The following is a 16,955-nucleotide window of genomic DNA, read 5'->3' on the forward strand; positions in this document are numbered from 1 at the left end:
GCCGTCTCACACCGCCCTCGACCAGAAGGAGACCCGTGTCCCTCGTCTCGCCCCGCCTCGTGGCCGCCACCCTGCTGCTCGCCGCCGGCCTGACCGCCTGCGGCGCCGACACCGACGACCGCGAGCCGACCTCGGCCGCCACCGGCAGCTATCCGGTGACCGTCGAGAACTGCGGTGCCGAGGTCACCTTCGATCGGGCGCCGGAGAGCGTGGTGCTGCTGAAGAGCTCGTCGGTGCCGTTCCTGCACGAGCTCGGGGTGATGGACCGGGTGACCGCCCGGGCGGGCCAGTACCCCGCGGAGTACTACGACGACGAGACCCTCGCCGAGCTCGACGAGATCCCGCTGCTGACCGACGAGCTCGACAGCAGCGGCCACCTCCAGATCTCCAAGGAGGTCGTGATCGGCGAGGAGCCCGACCTCGTGCTCGGCGAGGTCGACAATCTCTCTCGCGCGACCCTCGACGCCGTCGACATCCCCCTGATCGAGGAGCCCGCGCTGTGCGAGCAGGGTGTCGACGAGCCCGGCTTCGACGACGTGTACGCGCAGCTCGAGGTCTACGGCAAGGTCTTCGGCCGCGAGGCCGAGGCCGACGCGGCGATCGCCGACCTGCAGGACGACCTCGCCGAGGTCGAGGCCGAGGTGGGTGAGCCGTCCGGCCGCACCGCCGCCGTGCTCTACCCGACCGTGGGCGGCGGCACGACGTACGCCTACGGCACCCAGAGCATGGCGCAGCCGCAGCTCGAGGCGGCCGGGTTCGAGAACGTCTTCGACGACGTCGACGAGCGCGTCTTCGAGGTCACGCTCGAGGAGCTGCTCGGCCGGGACCCCGACGTGCTCGTCCTGCTCTACAGCGAGGGCGACCCGGCCGAGGTCGAGGACGCGATCACGACGCTGCCCGGCGCCGAGGAGCTGACCGCCGTGCGCCACGGCGACGTCATGGCCCAGCTCTTCAACTTCACCGAGCCGCCGACCCCACTCTCCGTCGACGGGCTCGAGCGGATCGTCGAGCGCTTCGGCTCCGGCACGTGATCGAGGCCGCGCAGCTCTCGTGGTCCTACGGCCGGGCCCAGGTGCTGCGTGCGGTGACGCTCGCGGCACCGCACGGTCGTGTGCTCGGGCTGATCGGACCCAACGGCAGCGGCAAGACCACCCTGCTCCGCCTGCTGTACGGCGCGCTGAGCAGCCCGACGGGTTCGGTCACCGTCGACGGTGAGCGACTGGCGGCGCTCCCGCCGCGGGAGGCGGCGCGCCGGCTCGCGGTCGTCGTCCAGGAGACCGGCGGGGAGAGCTCGATGACCGTGGCGGAGATGGTGCTGCTGGGGCGGGGCCCGCATCTCTCGACGTTCCAGCGGACGCGGCCCGAGGACCACGCCATCGCCGCCCGGGCGCTGGACCGGGTCGGCGCCACCCACCTGGCCGCGCGATCGTTCGCCGGCCTCTCGGGAGGCGAGCGCCAGCGGGTGCTGATCGCCCGCGCGCTGACCCAGCGGTCGACCCACCTGCTGCTCGACGAGCCGACCAACCACCTCGACATCCGCTACCAGCACGAGGTGCTCGGCCTGGTGGCCGACCTCGCGCACGACCTGCACACGACGACCGTCGTGGTGCTGCACGACCTCAACCTGGCCGCCCGCTACTGCGACGACCTCGTGTTGCTCGGGGACGGCGGCATCGCGGCCGCCGGCACCGTCGACGACGTCCTCGTGCCGGAGGTCCTCGAATCCGTCTACGGCATCGGCATCGAGCGGCTCGAGACCCGCGGCCACCTGCACCTCCTCTTCCATCCGCTCGCCAGACAGGAGGCCACGACATGAACCATGGCCTGCAGGACACGATCAACGACTACTGGACCGACCGCGCGCCGTCGTACGACGCCTACCAGCAGCGCCCCGAGCGGCGCGACCTCGACGTCGAGGCATGGGGCAGGGTGTGGTCCGGGGCGCTCCCCGCAGCCCCCGCCGACGTGCTCGACGTCGGCACCGGCAGCGGCCACGTCGCCTGCCTGCTCGCCGCCCTCGGCCACCGCGTCACCGGCATCGACCTCGCCGACGGCATGCTCGAGATCGCCCGCGCGCACGCGGCGACGATGACCGGCCCGCCCCGCATCCTGGCCGGCGACGCGGTCGCGCCCGACTTCCCGCAGGCGTCGTACGACGCCGTGGTCGGCCGCTACGTGATGTGGACGCTGCGCGACCCCGCCGCCGCGGTCGCCAACTGGGTCCGGCTGCTCCGGCCCAGTGGCGTCGTGGCGATGGTCGACAGCACGTGGTTCACCGACGGCCTCGGCAGCCTCTACGGCGACCGGCCCGACGCCGCGCTCCCCCTGGCCGACGCGCAGAGCATCGACGCCACCGCCGACGTGCTCCGCCGGGCGGGGCTCCTCGACGTGACGGTGACGCCGCTCGAGGAGGTCTTCGAGCTCGACCGGTCCCACGGCGTCGCGCCGGGACACGACGTCCAGCTCCAGTTCCTTGTCACCGGGCGGCGCGGTCGTCGACCCGGCGACCGGGCTTGGTAGCGTCCTTCTCGCCAGTCGTGCCACCTCGGTGGTCAGGGAACCCGGTGCAACTCCGGGACTGACGCGCAGCGGTGAGGGTGACGGGCGGGGCACTGCTGCCACTGGATCTCTCGAGGTCTGGGAAGGCGCTCCGCACCGGGTGATCCCGAGTCCGAAGACCTGCTGGCCCTCACGGCAATCGCCGCGAGGTACCCCGCGGGCTCCGCGCACGAGCCCCTGACCGCGGAGGACCGTCCTCGTGATCAGAGTCACCACCCGCACCCGACCGGACCGATGCCCGGGCGCGCTCCGGCCCTGGCGGGCCGACGACGGCGACCTCGTCCGGCTCCGGCTGCCGGGCGGCCGCCTGACGGCGTCGAGCCTGCGCGCGCTGCACGAGGTCGCCACGACGTACGGCGACGGCCGCGTGCGCCTCACCCGCCGGGCGAACCTCCAGGTGCGCGGTCTCCCGCCGGTCACCGACGAGATCGTCGCGGCCTTCGAGTCCACGGGTCTGCTCCCCTCGCGCACGCACGAGCTCACCCGCAACCTGATGGCCTCGCCGCAGACCGGGCTCGCCGGCGGCCGCGCCGACCTGCGACCGGTCGTCGCGGAGCTGGACCGGCTGCTCTGCGCCGACCCGGCGCTGGCGGCGCTGCCGGGTCGCTTCCTGTTCGTGCTCGACGACGGCCGCGGCGACCTGCTCGACCGGACCGCCGACCTCGGCCTGGTCGCGCTCGACCCGTCGTCGGCCCAGCTACGGATCGGCGACGCGTGGGCCGAGGTCGTCGCCCTCGCGGACGCACCGGCGAGGCTGGTCGGGCTCGCGACGGCCTTCCTGGCCGCGCGGACCTCGGAGTGGCACGTGTCCGAGCTGCCGGGGTCGCTGGCTCCCGCGGCATCGGCCGATCCGCGCGTGCCGGCGCCGGCACCGCCACTGCCGTACGGCGCGGTGCCGGGCGGCGAGCACGTGCCCGCGGTCGACGGCGTGATCGCGCCGGACCTGTCGCTCGGTGCGGGTGACCTGGTGGTCACGCCGTGGCGCGGCGTCCTGGTGCCGGCATGAGGGCCCCGACACGCCGCTACGCGTACGTCGCCGACGGCTCGGCCATCTACGTCGACTCGTTCGCGACGATCCGGCGGGAGGCGCGGCTCGACGGCGTACCCGCCGACGCCGAGAAGCTGGCCGTCCGGATGATCCACGGCTCCGGCCAGACCGACCTCGTCGACGACCTCGTCATCCACCCGGGCGTCGTCGCCGCCGCGCGGTCGGCGCTGATGCTCGGAGCCCCGGTCCTCGCCGACGCGCGGATGGTCGCGACGGGCATCACCGCCGGGCGGCTCCCGGCCGGCAACGAGGTGTGCTGCTTCCTGACCGATCCCCGCGTGGCTGCGCTGGCGTCGGCGTGGGGCACGACGCGCACCGCCGCCGCGGTGTCGCTGTGGGAGCCGCTGCTCGCCGGGGCGGTCGTCGCGATCGGCAACGCCCCGACCGCGCTCTTCCACCTGCTCGAGATGCTCGTCGACGGCGCGCCGCGCCCCGCGGCGATCGTGGGCTGCCCGGTCGGGTTCATCGGCGCCGCCGAGTCGAAGCAGGCGCTGGCGTCCTTCGGGGCCGACCACGGGATCGACATCCCCTTCGTCACCGTCCACGGTCGGCGGGGCGGATCGGCGATGGCGTCGTCCGCCGTCAACGCGCTGGCCCAGGAGGAGGAGTGACGGCCCCGGGACGCTTCCGGGGCGTCGGCGTCGGGCCGGGCGACCCGGAGCTGATCACGCTCAAGGCCGCCCGACTGATCGGGTCCGCCGACGTGGTCGCCTTCCACGCCGGTGTCGGTCGGCAGTCCAACGCACGCCGGATCGCCGACCCGCTCATCCGCGCCGGCGTCGTCGAGGAGGAGCTGCGCTACCCCGTCACCACCGGGTCGACGTCGCACCCGGGCGGCTACGCGGGCGCGATGGCGAAGTTCTACGAGTCCGCGGCGTCCCGCCTCGCGGCCCATCTCGACGCGGGCCGCGACGTCGTGCTGCTGGCGGAGGGCGACCCGCTCTTCTACGGGTCGTTCATGTACATGCACGATCGGCTCGCCGCGACGTACGAGACGGAGATCGTGCCGGGCGTCCCCGCGTTCGCCGCCGCGGCCGCCGCGGTCTCCTCCCCGCTCGTGCGCCAGACCGACGTGCTCACGGTGCTGCCCGGCACCCTGCCCGAGGCGGAGCTCGCCCGGCGGCTCGCCGACACCGACGGCGCGATCATCATGAAGCTCGGGCGGACCTTCCCGGCGGTCCGCCGCGCGCTCGCGGCGGCAGGAAGGCTCGACGACGCGCTGTACGTCGAGCGCGCCTCGACGCCGAGCGAGCGCTGGCTGCCCGCGGCCGACGTCGCCCCCGGGTCCGTGCCGTACTTTTCGTTGATCGTGGTCGCAGGCGACTCACGGCACGGCGTGGGGCGGCGGTCGGCGAGCGCCGCCGTGGGTCACCGGACGACGACCGATCGGGCCGCCGAGCTGCTGGTGGTGGGCTTGGGGCCGGGGCCGGACCGGTGGACCACGCCCGAGGCGGCGGCCGCGCTGGCGGGGGTCGACCACGTGGTCGGCTACGCGCCGTACGTCGCCCGGGTGCCGCAGCGCCCGGGCCTCACCCGGCACGCCTCGGGCAACACCGTCGAGCTCGAACGGGCGCGGCTGGCGCTCGACCTGGCGCGGGCCGGCGAGCGGGTCGCGGTGGTCTCCGGGGGCGACGCCGGCGTGTTCGGGATGGCGGCCGCCGTGTTCGAGGCGGCCGAGGACCCGGCGTACGCCGAGGTGCCCGTGCGGGTGCTCCCGGGGGTCAGCGCGGTGCAGGCGGTGGCGGCGCGGGCGGGCGCGCCGATCGGCGGCGACTTCGCGGTCATGAGCCTCTCGGACCGCCTCAAGCCGTGGGCCGTCATCGAGCAGCGCCTCGAGGCGATCGCCCGGGCCGACCTGGTGCTCGCCGTCTACAACCCGGCGTCCCGGAGCCGCACCCACCAGGTGGCGCAGATGCGGAAGGTCCTGCTCTCGCACCGACCCGACGACACCGTGGTCGTCGTCGGCCGCGACGTGGGCAGGGCCGAGGAGTCCCTGACCGTCACGACGCTGGCCGGGCTCGATCCCGGGTCGGTCGACATGAAGTGCCTGCTGGTCGTGGGGTGCTCGCGCACCCGCGTCTCGCCGAACGGCGCGGTGTGGACGTCACGATCGGTCGCGGACTCCTGAGTACAGCCACGACTCGCCTCCGTCGCGGGCCAGCGCCCGGCCGACCAGGATCACCGCGGCCCGGCGCAGCCCCGCGGCCTCGACCCGGTCGGCGATGTCGCCGACGGTGCCGGTGAGCACGAGCTCCCCCGGCTGGGACGCGCGGTGCACGACGACGACCGGGCAGTCCGCGCCGTACTCCCCCACCAGCTCGCCCATCAGCTCCCGCGTGCGGGTGATGGCCAGGTGCAGCACCAGGGTGGCGCGGGTGGCCGCGAACGCCGCCAGCGACTCGGCCTCCGGCATCGCGCTCGACCGTGCCTGGGTACGGGTCAGCACCACCGACTGCGACACGAGCGGCACCGTGAGCTCCCGGCCGACGAGGGCGGCCGCTGCCGCGTAGGCAGGCACCCCGGGCGTGACGTCCCACGGCACCCCGGCGACGTCGAGGCGGCGGGTCTGCTCCACGACGGCGGAGTAGATCGACGGGTCGCCGGAGGTGAGCCGGACGACGTCGAGGCCGGCCTCGTGGGAAGTGACCAGCCCGGCCAGGATGCCGTCGAGGTCGAGGTCCTGGGTGTCGACCAGCCGGGCACCGTCACGGCAGTGCCCGAGCACCGCCTCGTCGAGGTACGTGCCCGGGTAGAGCACCACGTCGGCCGCGGCCAGCATCGTGGCCGCGCGCAGGGTGATCAGGTCGGCCGCGCCGGGGCCGGCCCCGACGAAGTGCACGGTCATGGCTTCCTCCAGCTCCACTGGGTGACGGTCCGGGTCGGGGTCCAGCCGGAGAACGATCCGATGGGCGCCGCGTGCTCGACGGCCACGCGCGTCAGCTCGCCGCCGTGCTCGGCGTACGCCGCGGCGAGGAGTGACTCGGTCTCGAGCGTCACCCCGTGGACGACGAGTCGACCTCCGGACAGCAGCCGCTCCCGGCAGAGGTCGAGCAGGCCGGGCGCCGTGGCTCCGCCGCCCACGAACACGGCGTGGGGCGCCGGCAGGTCGGCCAGCGCCTCCGGTGCCCGCCCGCCGACCGCCTCGAGCCTGGGTACGCCGAGCCGTGCGGCGTTGCGGCAGGCCCGGGCCAGCCGGTCGGGGTCCGCCTCGACCGCGACTGCCGCGCAGGTGGGGTGCGCCCGCAGCCACTCGATGCCGACCGATCCGGCACCCGCCCCGACATCCCACAGGAGCTGGCCCGGCTGCGGCGCGAGGCGCGCCAGCGCGCTCGCGCGGAGGTCGCGCTTGGTGAGCTGCCCGTCGTGCTCGAACGCCTCGTCGGGCAGCCCGGGCGCCCACGACCCGACGACCGGTCCGCGCAGCTCGAGGGCGACCACGTTGAGTGCCGGCGAGGGGCCGGTCCACGCGTCCGCCGTGCCTTCGGCGCGCGACTCGGTGGCGGCGCCGAGGTCGCCCAGCACGGTCATCGCCGACCCGCCGTATCCGTGCTCGCGCAGCAGCGCCGCGAGCGCCGCGGGGGTGTCGGCGTCCGCCGAGAGCACGAGCACCCGCCAGTCGGGGGCGAGCTCGCGGAGCACCGCGTGGAGGTCGCGGCCGACGACGGTGACGACGGCGCTGGACTCGGCGGGCCAGCCCATCCGCGCCCGCGCCAGCGCCACCGACGAGACCGCCGGCAGCACGTCGAGGCGCCCGGCGCCGAGCAGGCCGGCCAGCGTCGAGCCGATGCCCGAGACGAACGGATCGCCGGACGCCAGCACCGCGATGCGGCGCCCGTCGTGCTCGGCGAGCAGCGGGCCGAGCCCGTCCGCCAGGGGGCGCGGCCAGGGGCGGCGCACCTGGCCGGGCACGTCCGGCACGAGACCGAGGTGGCGGTCGCCGCCCAGCAGCACCTCCGCGTCCAGCACCCGGGCGCGCGCGTCGTGGGTCAGCCCGGCCCAGCCGTCCGCGCCGACGCCGACGACGGCGATGCGGGACTCCTCGGCTTCGGGCACCCGCCCGACCCTAGTGGTCGTGCCCGTTGATACGTCGGGGGTATCCGTGCTCAGCGTGCGTGCATCGCAAGGCGGCGGCGCGACGGCATACCGGGTTGTCTACCGAGCGTCGCCAACGCAGCGAGGTGCGTGCGCTGGGTGCGCAGACCCTTGGTGAATCAACGGGGATGACCACTAGCACTGCGGTCGTAGGATTCCGCGGGTGCTCACCGCCACGGACCCGCTGCCGCACCACCCGCGGCGGGTGGCGGTGGCCGGCGTCTCCGGCAGCGGGAAGAGCACGCTCGCCCGTCGCGTCGGCGCGCTGCTCGGCCTGCCGTACACCGAGCTGGACTCGCTGCACCACGGAGCGGGATGGACCAAACGACCGGAGTTCGAGTCCGACGTCGACGCGGTCGTGGCGTCCGAGGCCTGGGTGTGCGAGTGGCAGTACGACTACGCCCGCCCGGTGATCGCCGACCGGGCGGACCTGATGGTGTGGGTCGACCTGCCGTTCCCGGTGACGCTGAGCCGCGTTGTACGTCGTACGGTGCGGCGGCGGATCCGTCGCGAGGAGCTGTGGAACGACAACCGGGAGGCGCCGCTGCGCACCTTCTTCACCGACCGCGAGCACATCGTGCGCTGGGCGATCGCCACCCGGAACCTCTACGACGAGCGCATCCCCGCCGTCGCCGCCGCCAGGCCGGAGCTGCCGATCGTCCGGCTGCGCACCCGCCGCGAGGTGGACCGCTGGGTCCGCGAGGTGCTCGAGCCGCTAGCCTGACCGCGGCACGAGGTGCCCCGCTCTCGGGTGGGGAGAATCTGGGAAGCCGGTGAGAGTCCGGCACAGGCCCGCTGCGGTGACCCGTGGCTGTGGAGACACAGACCCGGGAAGTCCGAAGACCGGCCTCGCGCCACGCATCAGTCCGATGTCCGTTGGCGAGCGAGCGGGAGCCTCCCATGCCACAGCACTACCCCTTCAGCGCCGTCGTCGGCTCGGATGAGCCGGGCGGCATGGCGCTCGCGCTGATCCTGACCACGATCTCCCCCGACATCGGCGGAGTGCTCGTCCGCGGGGAGAAGGGCACCGCGAAGTCGACCATCGTCCGCGCCCTCGCCGCCGTCCTGCCGCCGATCGACGTCGTGGCCGGCGACCGGTTCTCCAGCGACCCGCGCGACCCGGAGCCGCTCTCCCCCGACGGCCCGTTCGCCGCCGACGCACCGGTGGAGTCCCGCCCGGTGCGGCTCGTCGAGCTCCCCGTCGGCGCCACCGAGGACCGCGTGCTCGGGTCGCTGCACCTCGAGCGCGCGCTCGCGGAGGGCCGCACGGAGTACGAGCCCGGCCTGCTCGCCCGCGCCCATCGCGGGATCCTCTACGTCGACGAGGTGAACCTGCTCCACGACCACCTGGTCGACCTGCTCCTCGACGCCGCCGCCATGGGCCGGTCGAGCGTCGAGCGCGACGGCGTCTCGGTCTCCCACGCGGCCCGCTTCGTCCTCGTGGGCACCATGAACCCCGAGGAGGGCGAGCTCCGCCCCCAGCTCCTCGACCGGTTCGGGCTCACCGTCGAGGTCGCGGCGCCGCGCGACCCGGTGACGCGGGTGGAGGTCGTACGCCGCCGGATGGCCCACGACGCCGACCCGGACGGCTTCGCGGCGTCGTACGCCGACGCCGAGCGCTCCCTCACCGAGCGCATCGCCGCCGCCCGGGAGCGGGTCGCCGAGGTCGCGCTGTCGGACGCCTCCCTGCTGCGGGTCGCCGAGCTGTGCGCGGCGTTCGAGGTCGACGGGATGCGCGCCGACATCGTCACCGCCCGCACCGCGGTCGCCCACGCGGCGTGGCACGGCCGCGACGAGGTCACCACCGAGGACATCCGCGCCGCCGCGCGCCTGGCCCTCCCGCACCGGCGGCGCCGGAATCCGTTCGACGCCCCCGGACTCGACGAGGACCTGCTCGACGAGGTGCTCGGCGACGAGCCGGACCCCGAGCCGGACCCGGATCCGGGCGGGCCCGGTGGCGGTGGTTTCGAGACAGGCGCTAGCGCGCCTTCCTCAACCACCGAGGGCGTGCCTTCCTCAACCACCGAGCCCACCGAGAGCGCACCGTCCTCGACCGCCACGGTCGGCAGCGGCACGCCGTACCGCGCCCGCCTGCTCACCGCCCGCGGCACCGGCGTCGGCGAGGCGGGGCGGCGCAGCCGCGCGCTCACCGACAACGGCCGCCGGCTCGGGACCTCGACCGAGGGTCGGGGCTCCCTGCACCTCCCGGCGACGGTCCGTGCGGCCGCCCCCCACCAGGTCGCTCGCGGCCGCACGGGCGGGGCGCTCCGACTGCTGCCCGGCGACCTGCGCCGGGCAGCCCGGGAGGGGCGCGAGTCCAACCTCGTGCTCTTCTGCGTGGACGCCTCGGGCTCGATGGCGGCGCGCAAGCGGATGGAGCAGGTCAAGACCGCGATCCTGTCACTGCTGCTCGACGCCTACCGGCGGCGCGACAAGGTCGGGCTGGTGACCTTCCGCGGCGACGCCGCGGATCTCGCGCTGCCGCCCACGCACTCCGTCGACGTCGCCGCCACCCGCCTCGACGCCCTTCCTGCCGGCGGGCGGACGCCGCTCGCGGCGGGACTACTGGAGGCCGCGCGAGTCCTCGACCGCGAGCGGATCCGCGACCCGCGACGCCGGCCGCTGCTGGTGGTCGTGACCGACGGACGGGCGACCGCCGGGCCCGACGCGGTGGCCCACTCGCGCCGCGCGGCCGAGCTGGTCGCCGGCACCGGCACGAGCGCCGTCGTCGTCGACTGCGAGACCGGGCCGCTCCGTCTCGGGCTCGCCGCCGTGCTGGCCGAGCACCTCCGCGCCGAGCACCTGCCGGTCGCCGAGGTCAGCGCCGAGGCGCTCACCGACGTGGTGCGCGTCGGACGGGCCGCCTGATGGCGCCGCAGGGGCGGCCGGTCGCCGTCCCCGACGACGGCCTGACCACCCGCCAGCGCCGGAACCGGCCGCTGCTCGCGGTCCACACCGGCGACGGCAAGGGGAAGTCGACCGCCGCCTTCGGCCTCGCGCTCCGTGGCTGGAACCAGGGATGGCGCATCGGGGTCTTCCAGTTCGTGAAGTCCGCAAGGTGGCGCATCGGCGAGCAGACCGTCCTGGAGCGGCTGGGCGAGCTCCACGCACAGACCGGCGAGGGCGGGCCCGTCGAGTGGCACAAGATGGGCTCGGGCTGGTCGTGGTCGCGCCGTGGCGGGACCGCCGAGGACCACGCGGCCGACGCCGCCGAAGGCTGGGCCGAGATCAGGCGCCGGCTCGCTGCCGAGGCACACGACCTCTACGTGCTCGACGAGTTCACCTACCCGATGCAGTGGGGCTGGGTCGACGTCGACGAGGTGGTCGAGACCCTCGCCCAGCGGCCCGGACGACAGCACGTCGTGGTGACCGGCCGGCGCGCCGACCCGCGCCTGGTCGACGCGGCCGACCTCGTGACCGAGATGGCGAAGGTCAAGCACCCCATGGACGCCGGTCAGAAGGGCCAGCGGGGCATCGAATGGTGAGCCTTCCCCGCGTGGTCGTCGCCGCGCCGGCCACCGGACACGGCAAGACCACCGTCGCCACCGGGCTGATGGCGGCCCTCACCCGCGCCGGGCACGTGGTCTCGGGGCACAAGGTCGGCCCCGACTACATCGACCCCGGCTACCACGCCCTCGCGTGCGGACGCCCCGGCCGCAACCTCGACCCGCACCTGGTCGGCGAGGCGCTCGTCGTGCCACTGCTGCTGCACGGCGCCCGCGGTGCGGACGCCGCCGTCGTCGAGGGCGTGATGGGACTCTTCGACGGCCGGATCCGTGACCGCGGCTTCTCCTCCACGGCGCACGTCGCGCAGCTGACCGCGTCGCCGGTCGTGCTGGTCGTCGACATCTCCCGCGCGTCCCGCACGATCGGCGCCGTCGTGCACGGCCTGGCGTGCTGGGACCCCCGCGTGCGCGTCGCGGGCGTGATCCTCAACCAGGCAGGATCGCCCCGCCACGCGCGCGAGGTCGCGGACGCGATCGACCTCCCCGTGCTCGGCATCCTCGGGCGCGACCCGGCCCTGACGGTCCCCTCGCGACATCTCGGTCTGGTGCCGGCCGCCGAGCGGGACGAGGCCGCGCACGCGCTCGACAAGCTGGCGGACCGCATCGTCGAGCAGGTGGACGTCGACGCCGTCCTCGCGCTCGCCGCCACCGCGCCCGACCTCGACGCCGAGCCGTGGGATCCCCGGGCCGCCATGCGGGCTGCGGGGAGCTCGACGAGCTCGACCACCGAGCGACCGGTGGTCGCGATGGCGGGCGGGCGTGCGTTCACGTTCCGGTACGCCGAGACGGAGGAGCTGCTCCGGGCGGCCGGGTGCGCGGTGGTGGGCTTCGACCCGATGGTCGACCCGCGCCTGCCCGACGGCACCGCGGGCATCTACCTCGGGGGCGGGTTCCCCGAGGTGCACGCCCACGGGCTCACCGACAACGTGATGCTCCGGCGGGAGCTGGCGGCGGCGCTCGCGGGCGGCGTCCCGACCGTGGCCGAGTGCGCCGGGCTGCTCTACCTCTGCACCGCACTCGACTCCTCCCCCATGGTCGGCGCGATCGCGGCCGAGGCCGCGATGACCGAGCGACTGACGTTGCGCTATCCCACGATGACGGCGACCACCGACAACCTCCTGACCCGCGCGGGCGAGACGGTCACGGGACACGAGTTCCACCGCACGCAGGTCGTCCCGGCGAGCAACGGCCACGCCGCGTGGACGGTGGACGGCGACGCGGTCGGCTTCGCCTCCGAGACGCTGCACGCGTCGTACCTGCACACCCACTGGGCCGGCCATCCGCAGCTGGCCCGACGCTTCGCCGAGGCGGTGCGCGCGCGTGGATGACCTGCCCCCGGATCAGGCCCTGCGCCACCACGGCGACGTCGAGGCCGTCGACGGCCTCCTGGACTTCGCCGTCAACGTCTACGAGGGTGCCCGCCCGCCGTGGCTCGAGCGGGCGCTCCACGGCAGCCTGGACGCCGCCGCCCACTACCCGTCGGCCACGGCGGCGGAGCACGCCATCGGCGCGCGCCACGGTCGCCCGGCCGACGAGGTCCTGGCGACCGCGGGAGCCGCGGAGGCGTTCTCGCTCGTCGCGCGCCTCCGCCCCTGGCGGTGCCCTGTGGTCGTGCACCCGCAGTTCACCGAGCCCCATGCCGCCCTGTGCCGGGCCGGCCAGGTCGTGACCGAGGTCGTGCTGCCGCCGCCGTTCGCGCTCGATCCCGCGGCGGTGCCCGGCGACGCCGACCTCGTCGTCGTCGGCAACCCCACGAACCCGACGGGCGTGCTGCACCCCCGCTCGACGATCGAGGCGCTGCTGCGACCTGACCGTCTCGTGGTCGTGGACGAGGCGTTCATGGACGCGGTGCCCTGCGAACCCGAGTCGCTCGCCGGCGTGCCCGTCCCGGGCCTGCTGGTGGTCCGTAGCCTCACGAAGCACTGGGGAATCCCAGGCGTGCGCGCCGGCTACGCGCTCGGTGAGCGCGACGTCGTGCGCCGCCTCCGCGACGGCCAGGTGCCCTGGTCGGTGTCGGCCACCGCAGCGGCGGCGATGCTGGCGTGCACCAGCGACGAGGCACGCGTCGAGTCCGAACGCCGTGCCGTCGAGATCGCCGCCTGGCGGACCGAGCTCGGGGAATCCCTGTCAACCATGGGCATCCGGCACGTCGCCTCACGCGCCAGCTTCGTCCTCGCCGAGGTCGGGCCCGGTGTCCACGGCGCACTGCGCGACGCGGGCATCGCCGTACGACGCGCCGACACCTTCCCCGGGCTGGGCCCCTCGTGGGTGCGGATCGCGGTGCGGTCGCCGACCCGGACGAGGTCACTCCTGGACGCGCTGTCCGCGCTGCGGGCCGATGCCCTAGGCTGACCGCGCGGGCACGAGGAAGCCGGTGGGAATCCGGCGCAGTCGCGCTACTGTGACACCGCCTCCGAGCGATCGGTGGGGGTGGAGCCAGACCCGAGTGTCCGTCCAATCCCCATCGAGCAGGGACGCACGAATCCCTGAGGAGGACACATGTCGCAGTCGTCTGCCGCACCCACTTCGCCCATCGTCGAGGTTCCCTCGATCCCCGCCCGGGAGATCGCCCCCTGGGCGCTCTTCTTCGGCCTGCTCGGCCTGCTCGTCCTCTTCTTCATCAGCGCCGACCAGGGCGCGGTGTCGATCCCGTCCGGCAACGCGATCCACGAGTGGGTCCACGACAGCCGGCACCTGCTCGGCTACCCCTGCCACTGAGGGGGCCCGCGCATCATGACTGCACGAGCATTCCTCGTCCGCGGGCTGCTGGTCGGCCTCCTGGCCGGCTTCGCGACCTTCCTGGTCGCCCACGAGGTCGGTGAACCGCATGTCGAGACAGCGATCGCTCTCGAGGAGGCGTCGAGCGCCGGCGACCGGGCGGCCGACGCCGGGCACTCCCACGACGAGGGCACCGAGGTGTCCCGTCCCGACCAGCGCACCTGGGGCCTGCTGACCGGCTCCGTGGCCGTCGGCGTCGCCGTCGGTGGCATCGTCGCCCTGGTCGCCGCCTCCGTCGTCGGCCGCATCGGCCGGATGAGCCCGGGCCGGTCGACGGCGCTGGTGAGCCTGATCGGATTCGTCTCGGTGGCGCTGGTGCCGTTCCTGAAGTACCCCGCGACGCCGCCGGCCGTCGGCTCCGGCGACACGATCGGCGACCGCACGAGCTACTTCTTCGGGTTCGTGTTGATCTCCGTGGCGTTCGCGGCGTTCTCGTCGCTGCTCGCCATCCGCCTGATCGACGACATCGGCACGTACGCCGCGGTCCTCGCCGGGGTCGGGGTCTACGTCGTCGCGGTCGTCGTCGCCGGCCAGTTGATGCCGACCGTCAACGAGGTCGGCGACTTCCCCGCCGACGTGCTCTGGTACTTCCGACGCGCGTCGCTGATCACCCTCGCCACGCTGTGGGCCGTGATCGGGGTCGGCCTGACCGGTCTCGTCGGCCGGCTCCATCGCCGGGAGGCAGACGTCGTGCAGCGCCGTGCGCTGGCGGCCACCCTGTGATCCCCGCACCGTCGCCGTCGGTCGCCGCCGCGGCGGCCGACCGGTTGGCGGCCCTGGCGACGCCCGCGGGGGCGCTGGGGCAACTCGGCGACCTGGCCGTCTGGGTCTCGGCGACCCAGGGCGCGGTGCCGCCGCGCGCGCTGGACGACGTCCGGCTGGTGATCTTCGCCGGCGACCACGGTGTCGCGCGGCACGGGGTCTCCGCGTACCCGCCCGAGATCACCGCGGCGATGGTGCGCACCTTCGCCGCGGGCAGGGCGGGCGTCTCGGCGCTCGCGGCGGCGCACGGAGTCCGCGTGCGCGTGCTCGACCTCGGCGTGGACGACGACCTCGACGGGGTGTCCGACGACGTACGCCGCCACAAGGTCAGGCGCTCCTCCGGCGCCATCCACCTCGAGGACGCCCTCACCGTGGCGGAGACACGACAGGCGCTGGCGGCGGGCGCGGCGGTCGCCCGCGAGGAGATCGCGGCCGGCGCGCAGCTGCTCCTGAGCGGCGACATGGGCATCGGCAACACCACGCCGGCCGCCGCCCTCGTCGCCGCCGCGCTCGGACTGCCCGCCCGGGAGGTCACCGGTCGCGGCACGGGAGTCACGGGCGAGGCGCTCGCCCGCAAGGAGCGGGTCGTGCACCAGGCGCTCGACCGCACCGGCGCCCGCGCCGACGACCCCGTCCAGTGCCTGGTCGCCCTCGGCAGCGCCGATCTCGCGGCCAGCACGGGCTACCTCCTGGAGGCGGCCCGTCGGGGCGTGCCGGTGCTGCTCGACGGACTGATGTCGGTGGCGTGCGGCCTCACCGCCGACCGGATCGAGCCCGGGGCGGCCGCATGGTTCGCCGCCGGCCACCGGTCGACCGAGCCCGCCCAGTCGTTGGCCCTGGCCAAGCTGGGCCTCGAGCCGGTCCTCAACCTCGGGCTGCGCCTCGGCGAGGGCAGCGGCGCCGTGGCCGCCGTGCCCGTGCTGCGCAGCGCGGTCGCCCTGCTCCGGGACGTCGCGCTGCTCTCCGAGCTGTTCCCACCCGGCGCAGATGCGTGACGCCTGGCGTCTGGCCACCGGCACGCTGACGGCCCTGCCGGTGGCTCCCCCGGCGCGGGTCGACCGCGACACGGCGCGCGCCGCCATGGTGCTCGCACCCGTCGCCGCCCTGCCACTGGGCGCCGCCGTCGCCGCGATCGTCTGGCTCGGCGGCCTCGCCTCCCTCCCCCCGCTGGCGGTCTCCTTCGTCGCGGTCGGCGCGCTCGCCGCCGGCTCGCGGGCGCTGCACTGGGACGGTCTCTCCGACGTCGCCGACGGGCTCACCGCGTCCTACGACCGTGAACGGTCGCTCGCCGTGATGAGGACGGGCACCAGCGGCCCCGCCGGCGTGACGGCGACCGTCGTCGTCGCGGGCGTGCAGGCGGCGGCCCTGACGGCGTACGCCGACACGCTCGGACGCGCCCTGCTCGCCGGCGGACTCGTCTGCCTGTCGCGCTGCGCGCTGTGGATCGTCTGCTGCACCCGGGTGCCGGCGGCGCGCCCCGACGGCCTCGGGGTCACCTACACCCGCACGATCCCCGTGTCCGTCGCAGTGCTCGGCGGCCTGCTGCTCTCGGTCACCGGCGGTGTCGTCGTGCTCGCGCTGGTGCGCCGCGCCACGTCGCGGCTCGGCGGCGTCACCGGCGACGTGTTCGGCGCCGCGATCGAGCTCGCGCTCGCGACCACGCTGCTCACCTGGGCGTGGTGGTGAGCCGGCTACAGGACGAGCACCCGCCCGGCCACCACCAGGTGCACCTCGTCGCACGCAGCCCCGAACCGCTGGTTGACCGACCCGAGCAGGTCGCGGAAGACCCGGCCCGAACGGTGCTCCGGCACCACCCCCATCCCGATCTCGTTGCTGACGAGGACCACCGTGCCACCGGCCGCCGACAGTGCCCCCAGCGCGCGATCGGCCCGCTCGTCGACGTGGGCCGCCAGCTCCGGCATCGACGAGTCCCACAGGCCCGCGTCGTCGACCAGCCGGGCGAGCCAGGTGCCGAGGCAGTCCACCAGCACCGCGTCGTCGGTCGCCAGCGCCGCCGCCAGGTCGCCGGTCTCGAGCGTCGACCAGTGGACCGGGCGCCGGGCCCGATGGGCGGCGATCCGCGCCTGCCAGTCGGCGTCGTCGCGCACCGGCCCGGGCGCGACGTACCGCACGGCGGGCTCCGCGGCGAGCAGCTCCTCGGCGTGCCGCGACTTGCCGGACCGCACTCCGCCCGTGACCAGGACCTTCAT

Annotated in this window: 18 protein-coding genes and 3 riboswitches; of the genes, 15 read left to right on the forward strand and 3 right to left on the reverse strand. The window is 75.0% G+C overall.

The window, feature by feature from the left end:
- Nucleotides 1–35: 35 nt before the first annotated feature.
- The 6 genes from PZ894_RS00330 to PZ894_RS00355 all read left to right on the forward strand — a co-directional run bounded on the left by PZ894_RS00330 (nt 36) and on the right by PZ894_RS00355 (nt 5,735).
- Complete coding sequence (locus PZ894_RS00330) at nt 36–1,031, forward strand: ABC transporter substrate-binding protein (protein ID WP_275741304.1); 996 nt, start codon at nt 36–38, stop codon at nt 1,029–1,031.
- Nucleotides 1,028–1,816: an ABC transporter ATP-binding protein gene (locus tag PZ894_RS00335; RefSeq protein WP_275741306.1), complete on the forward strand. Its 789-nt coding sequence runs from the start codon at nt 1,028–1,030 to the stop codon at nt 1,814–1,816. Before PZ894_RS00330 ends, PZ894_RS00335 begins: the two co-directional genes overlap by 4 nt.
- Entirely contained in the window at nt 1,813–2,520 is a 708-nt protein-coding gene (locus PZ894_RS00340; RefSeq protein WP_275741308.1) for a class I SAM-dependent methyltransferase, read from the forward strand. Before PZ894_RS00335 ends, PZ894_RS00340 begins: the two co-directional genes overlap by 4 nt.
- A riboswitch (cobalamin riboswitch) is annotated at nt 2,516–2,702 on the forward strand. It overlaps the preceding gene by 5 nt.
- Before the next feature lie 56 nt (nt 2,703–2,758).
- Nucleotides 2,759–3,565: a nitrite reductase gene (locus tag PZ894_RS00345; protein WP_275741310.1), complete on the forward strand. Its 807-nt coding sequence runs from the start codon at nt 2,759–2,761 to the stop codon at nt 3,563–3,565.
- On the forward strand, nt 3,562–4,218 hold the full coding sequence (locus tag PZ894_RS00350; protein WP_275741312.1) for a precorrin-8X methylmutase: 657 nt from the start codon (nt 3,562–3,564) through the stop codon (nt 4,216–4,218). The genes PZ894_RS00345 and PZ894_RS00350 overlap by 4 nt, the downstream gene beginning before the upstream one ends.
- Nucleotides 4,215–5,735 (forward strand): precorrin-2 C(20)-methyltransferase, encoded by a 1,521-nt coding sequence (locus PZ894_RS00355; protein ID WP_275741314.1) that lies wholly within the window; start codon nt 4,215–4,217, stop codon nt 5,733–5,735. Before PZ894_RS00350 ends, PZ894_RS00355 begins: the two co-directional genes overlap by 4 nt.
- On the opposite strand, the gene PZ894_RS00360 is transcribed toward PZ894_RS00355, so the two are convergent.
- Complete coding sequence (locus PZ894_RS00360; protein ID WP_275741317.1) at nt 5,712–6,452, reverse strand: SAM-dependent methyltransferase; 741 nt, start codon at nt 6,450–6,452, stop codon at nt 5,712–5,714. The genes PZ894_RS00355 and PZ894_RS00360 overlap by 24 nt on opposite strands.
- Nucleotides 6,449–7,660 (reverse strand): precorrin-6y C5,15-methyltransferase (decarboxylating) subunit CbiE, encoded by a 1,212-nt coding sequence (cbiE, locus tag PZ894_RS00365; RefSeq protein ID WP_275741319.1) that lies wholly within the window; start codon nt 7,658–7,660, stop codon nt 6,449–6,451. The genes PZ894_RS00360 and cbiE overlap by 4 nt, the downstream gene beginning before the upstream one ends.
- 202 nt (nt 7,661–7,862) lie before the next feature.
- Between cbiE and PZ894_RS00370 the strand changes: the two genes are divergently transcribed.
- From PZ894_RS00370 to PZ894_RS00410, 9 genes are all read left to right on the forward strand, one after another.
- Nucleotides 7,863–8,423 (forward strand): AAA family ATPase, encoded by a 561-nt coding sequence (locus PZ894_RS00370; RefSeq protein WP_275741321.1) that lies wholly within the window; start codon nt 7,863–7,865, stop codon nt 8,421–8,423.
- Nucleotides 8,417–8,566: riboswitch (cobalamin riboswitch) on the forward strand. (Overlaps the previous gene by 7 nt.)
- A gap of 33 nt (nt 8,567–8,599) precedes the next feature.
- Nucleotides 8,600–10,567: a VWA domain-containing protein gene (locus PZ894_RS00375; protein WP_275741323.1), complete on the forward strand. Its 1,968-nt coding sequence runs from the start codon at nt 8,600–8,602 to the stop codon at nt 10,565–10,567.
- Complete coding sequence (gene cobO, locus PZ894_RS00380; protein ID WP_275741324.1) at nt 10,567–11,184, forward strand: cob(I)yrinic acid a,c-diamide adenosyltransferase; 618 nt, start codon at nt 10,567–10,569, stop codon at nt 11,182–11,184. The genes PZ894_RS00375 and cobO overlap by 1 nt, the downstream gene beginning before the upstream one ends.
- Before the next feature lie 11 nt (nt 11,185–11,195).
- Nucleotides 11,196–12,533 (forward strand): cobyrinate a,c-diamide synthase, encoded by a 1,338-nt coding sequence (locus tag PZ894_RS00385; protein ID WP_275741326.1) that lies wholly within the window; start codon nt 11,196–11,198, stop codon nt 12,531–12,533.
- Nucleotides 12,526–13,557, forward strand: coding sequence for an Rv2231c family pyridoxal phosphate-dependent protein CobC (cobC, locus tag PZ894_RS00390; RefSeq protein WP_275741328.1), 1,032 nt, complete (start codon nt 12,526–12,528; stop codon nt 13,555–13,557). Before PZ894_RS00385 ends, cobC begins: the two co-directional genes overlap by 8 nt.
- A gap of 14 nt (nt 13,558–13,571) precedes the next feature.
- Nucleotides 13,572–13,647, forward strand: a riboswitch (cobalamin riboswitch).
- Nucleotides 13,648–13,704: 57 nt separating this feature from the next.
- On the forward strand, nt 13,705–13,923 hold the full coding sequence (locus tag PZ894_RS00395) for a CbtB-domain containing protein (RefSeq protein ID WP_275741329.1): 219 nt from the start codon (nt 13,705–13,707) through the stop codon (nt 13,921–13,923).
- A 15-nt stretch (nt 13,924–13,938) separates the two neighbouring features.
- A complete protein-coding gene (locus tag PZ894_RS00400) occupies nt 13,939–14,706 on the forward strand; it encodes a CbtA family protein (RefSeq protein ID WP_275741331.1) in 768 nt (255 codons plus the stop codon).
- On the forward strand, nt 14,703–15,740 hold the full coding sequence (gene cobT / locus PZ894_RS00405; protein WP_275741333.1) for a nicotinate-nucleotide--dimethylbenzimidazole phosphoribosyltransferase: 1,038 nt from the start codon (nt 14,703–14,705) through the stop codon (nt 15,738–15,740). Before PZ894_RS00400 ends, cobT begins: the two co-directional genes overlap by 4 nt.
- Nucleotides 15,733–16,431, forward strand: a complete 699-nt coding sequence (locus tag PZ894_RS00410; RefSeq protein WP_275741335.1) for an adenosylcobinamide-GDP ribazoletransferase — start codon at nt 15,733–15,735, stop codon at nt 16,429–16,431. The genes cobT and PZ894_RS00410 overlap by 8 nt, the downstream gene beginning before the upstream one ends.
- Nucleotides 16,432–16,436: 5 nt before the next feature.
- On the opposite strand, the gene cobU is transcribed toward PZ894_RS00410, so the two are convergent.
- Nucleotides 16,437–16,955 carry a bifunctional adenosylcobinamide kinase/adenosylcobinamide-phosphate guanylyltransferase gene (gene cobU / locus PZ894_RS00415; RefSeq protein ID WP_275741337.1) on the reverse strand — a complete coding sequence of 173 codons (519 nt, stop codon included), beginning with the start codon at nt 16,953–16,955 and terminating at the stop codon, nt 16,437–16,439.

This window comes from Nocardioides sp. YIM 152315 (assembly GCF_029210375.1).
Taxonomy (GTDB): domain Bacteria; phylum Actinomycetota; class Actinomycetes; order Propionibacteriales; family Nocardioidaceae; genus Nocardioides.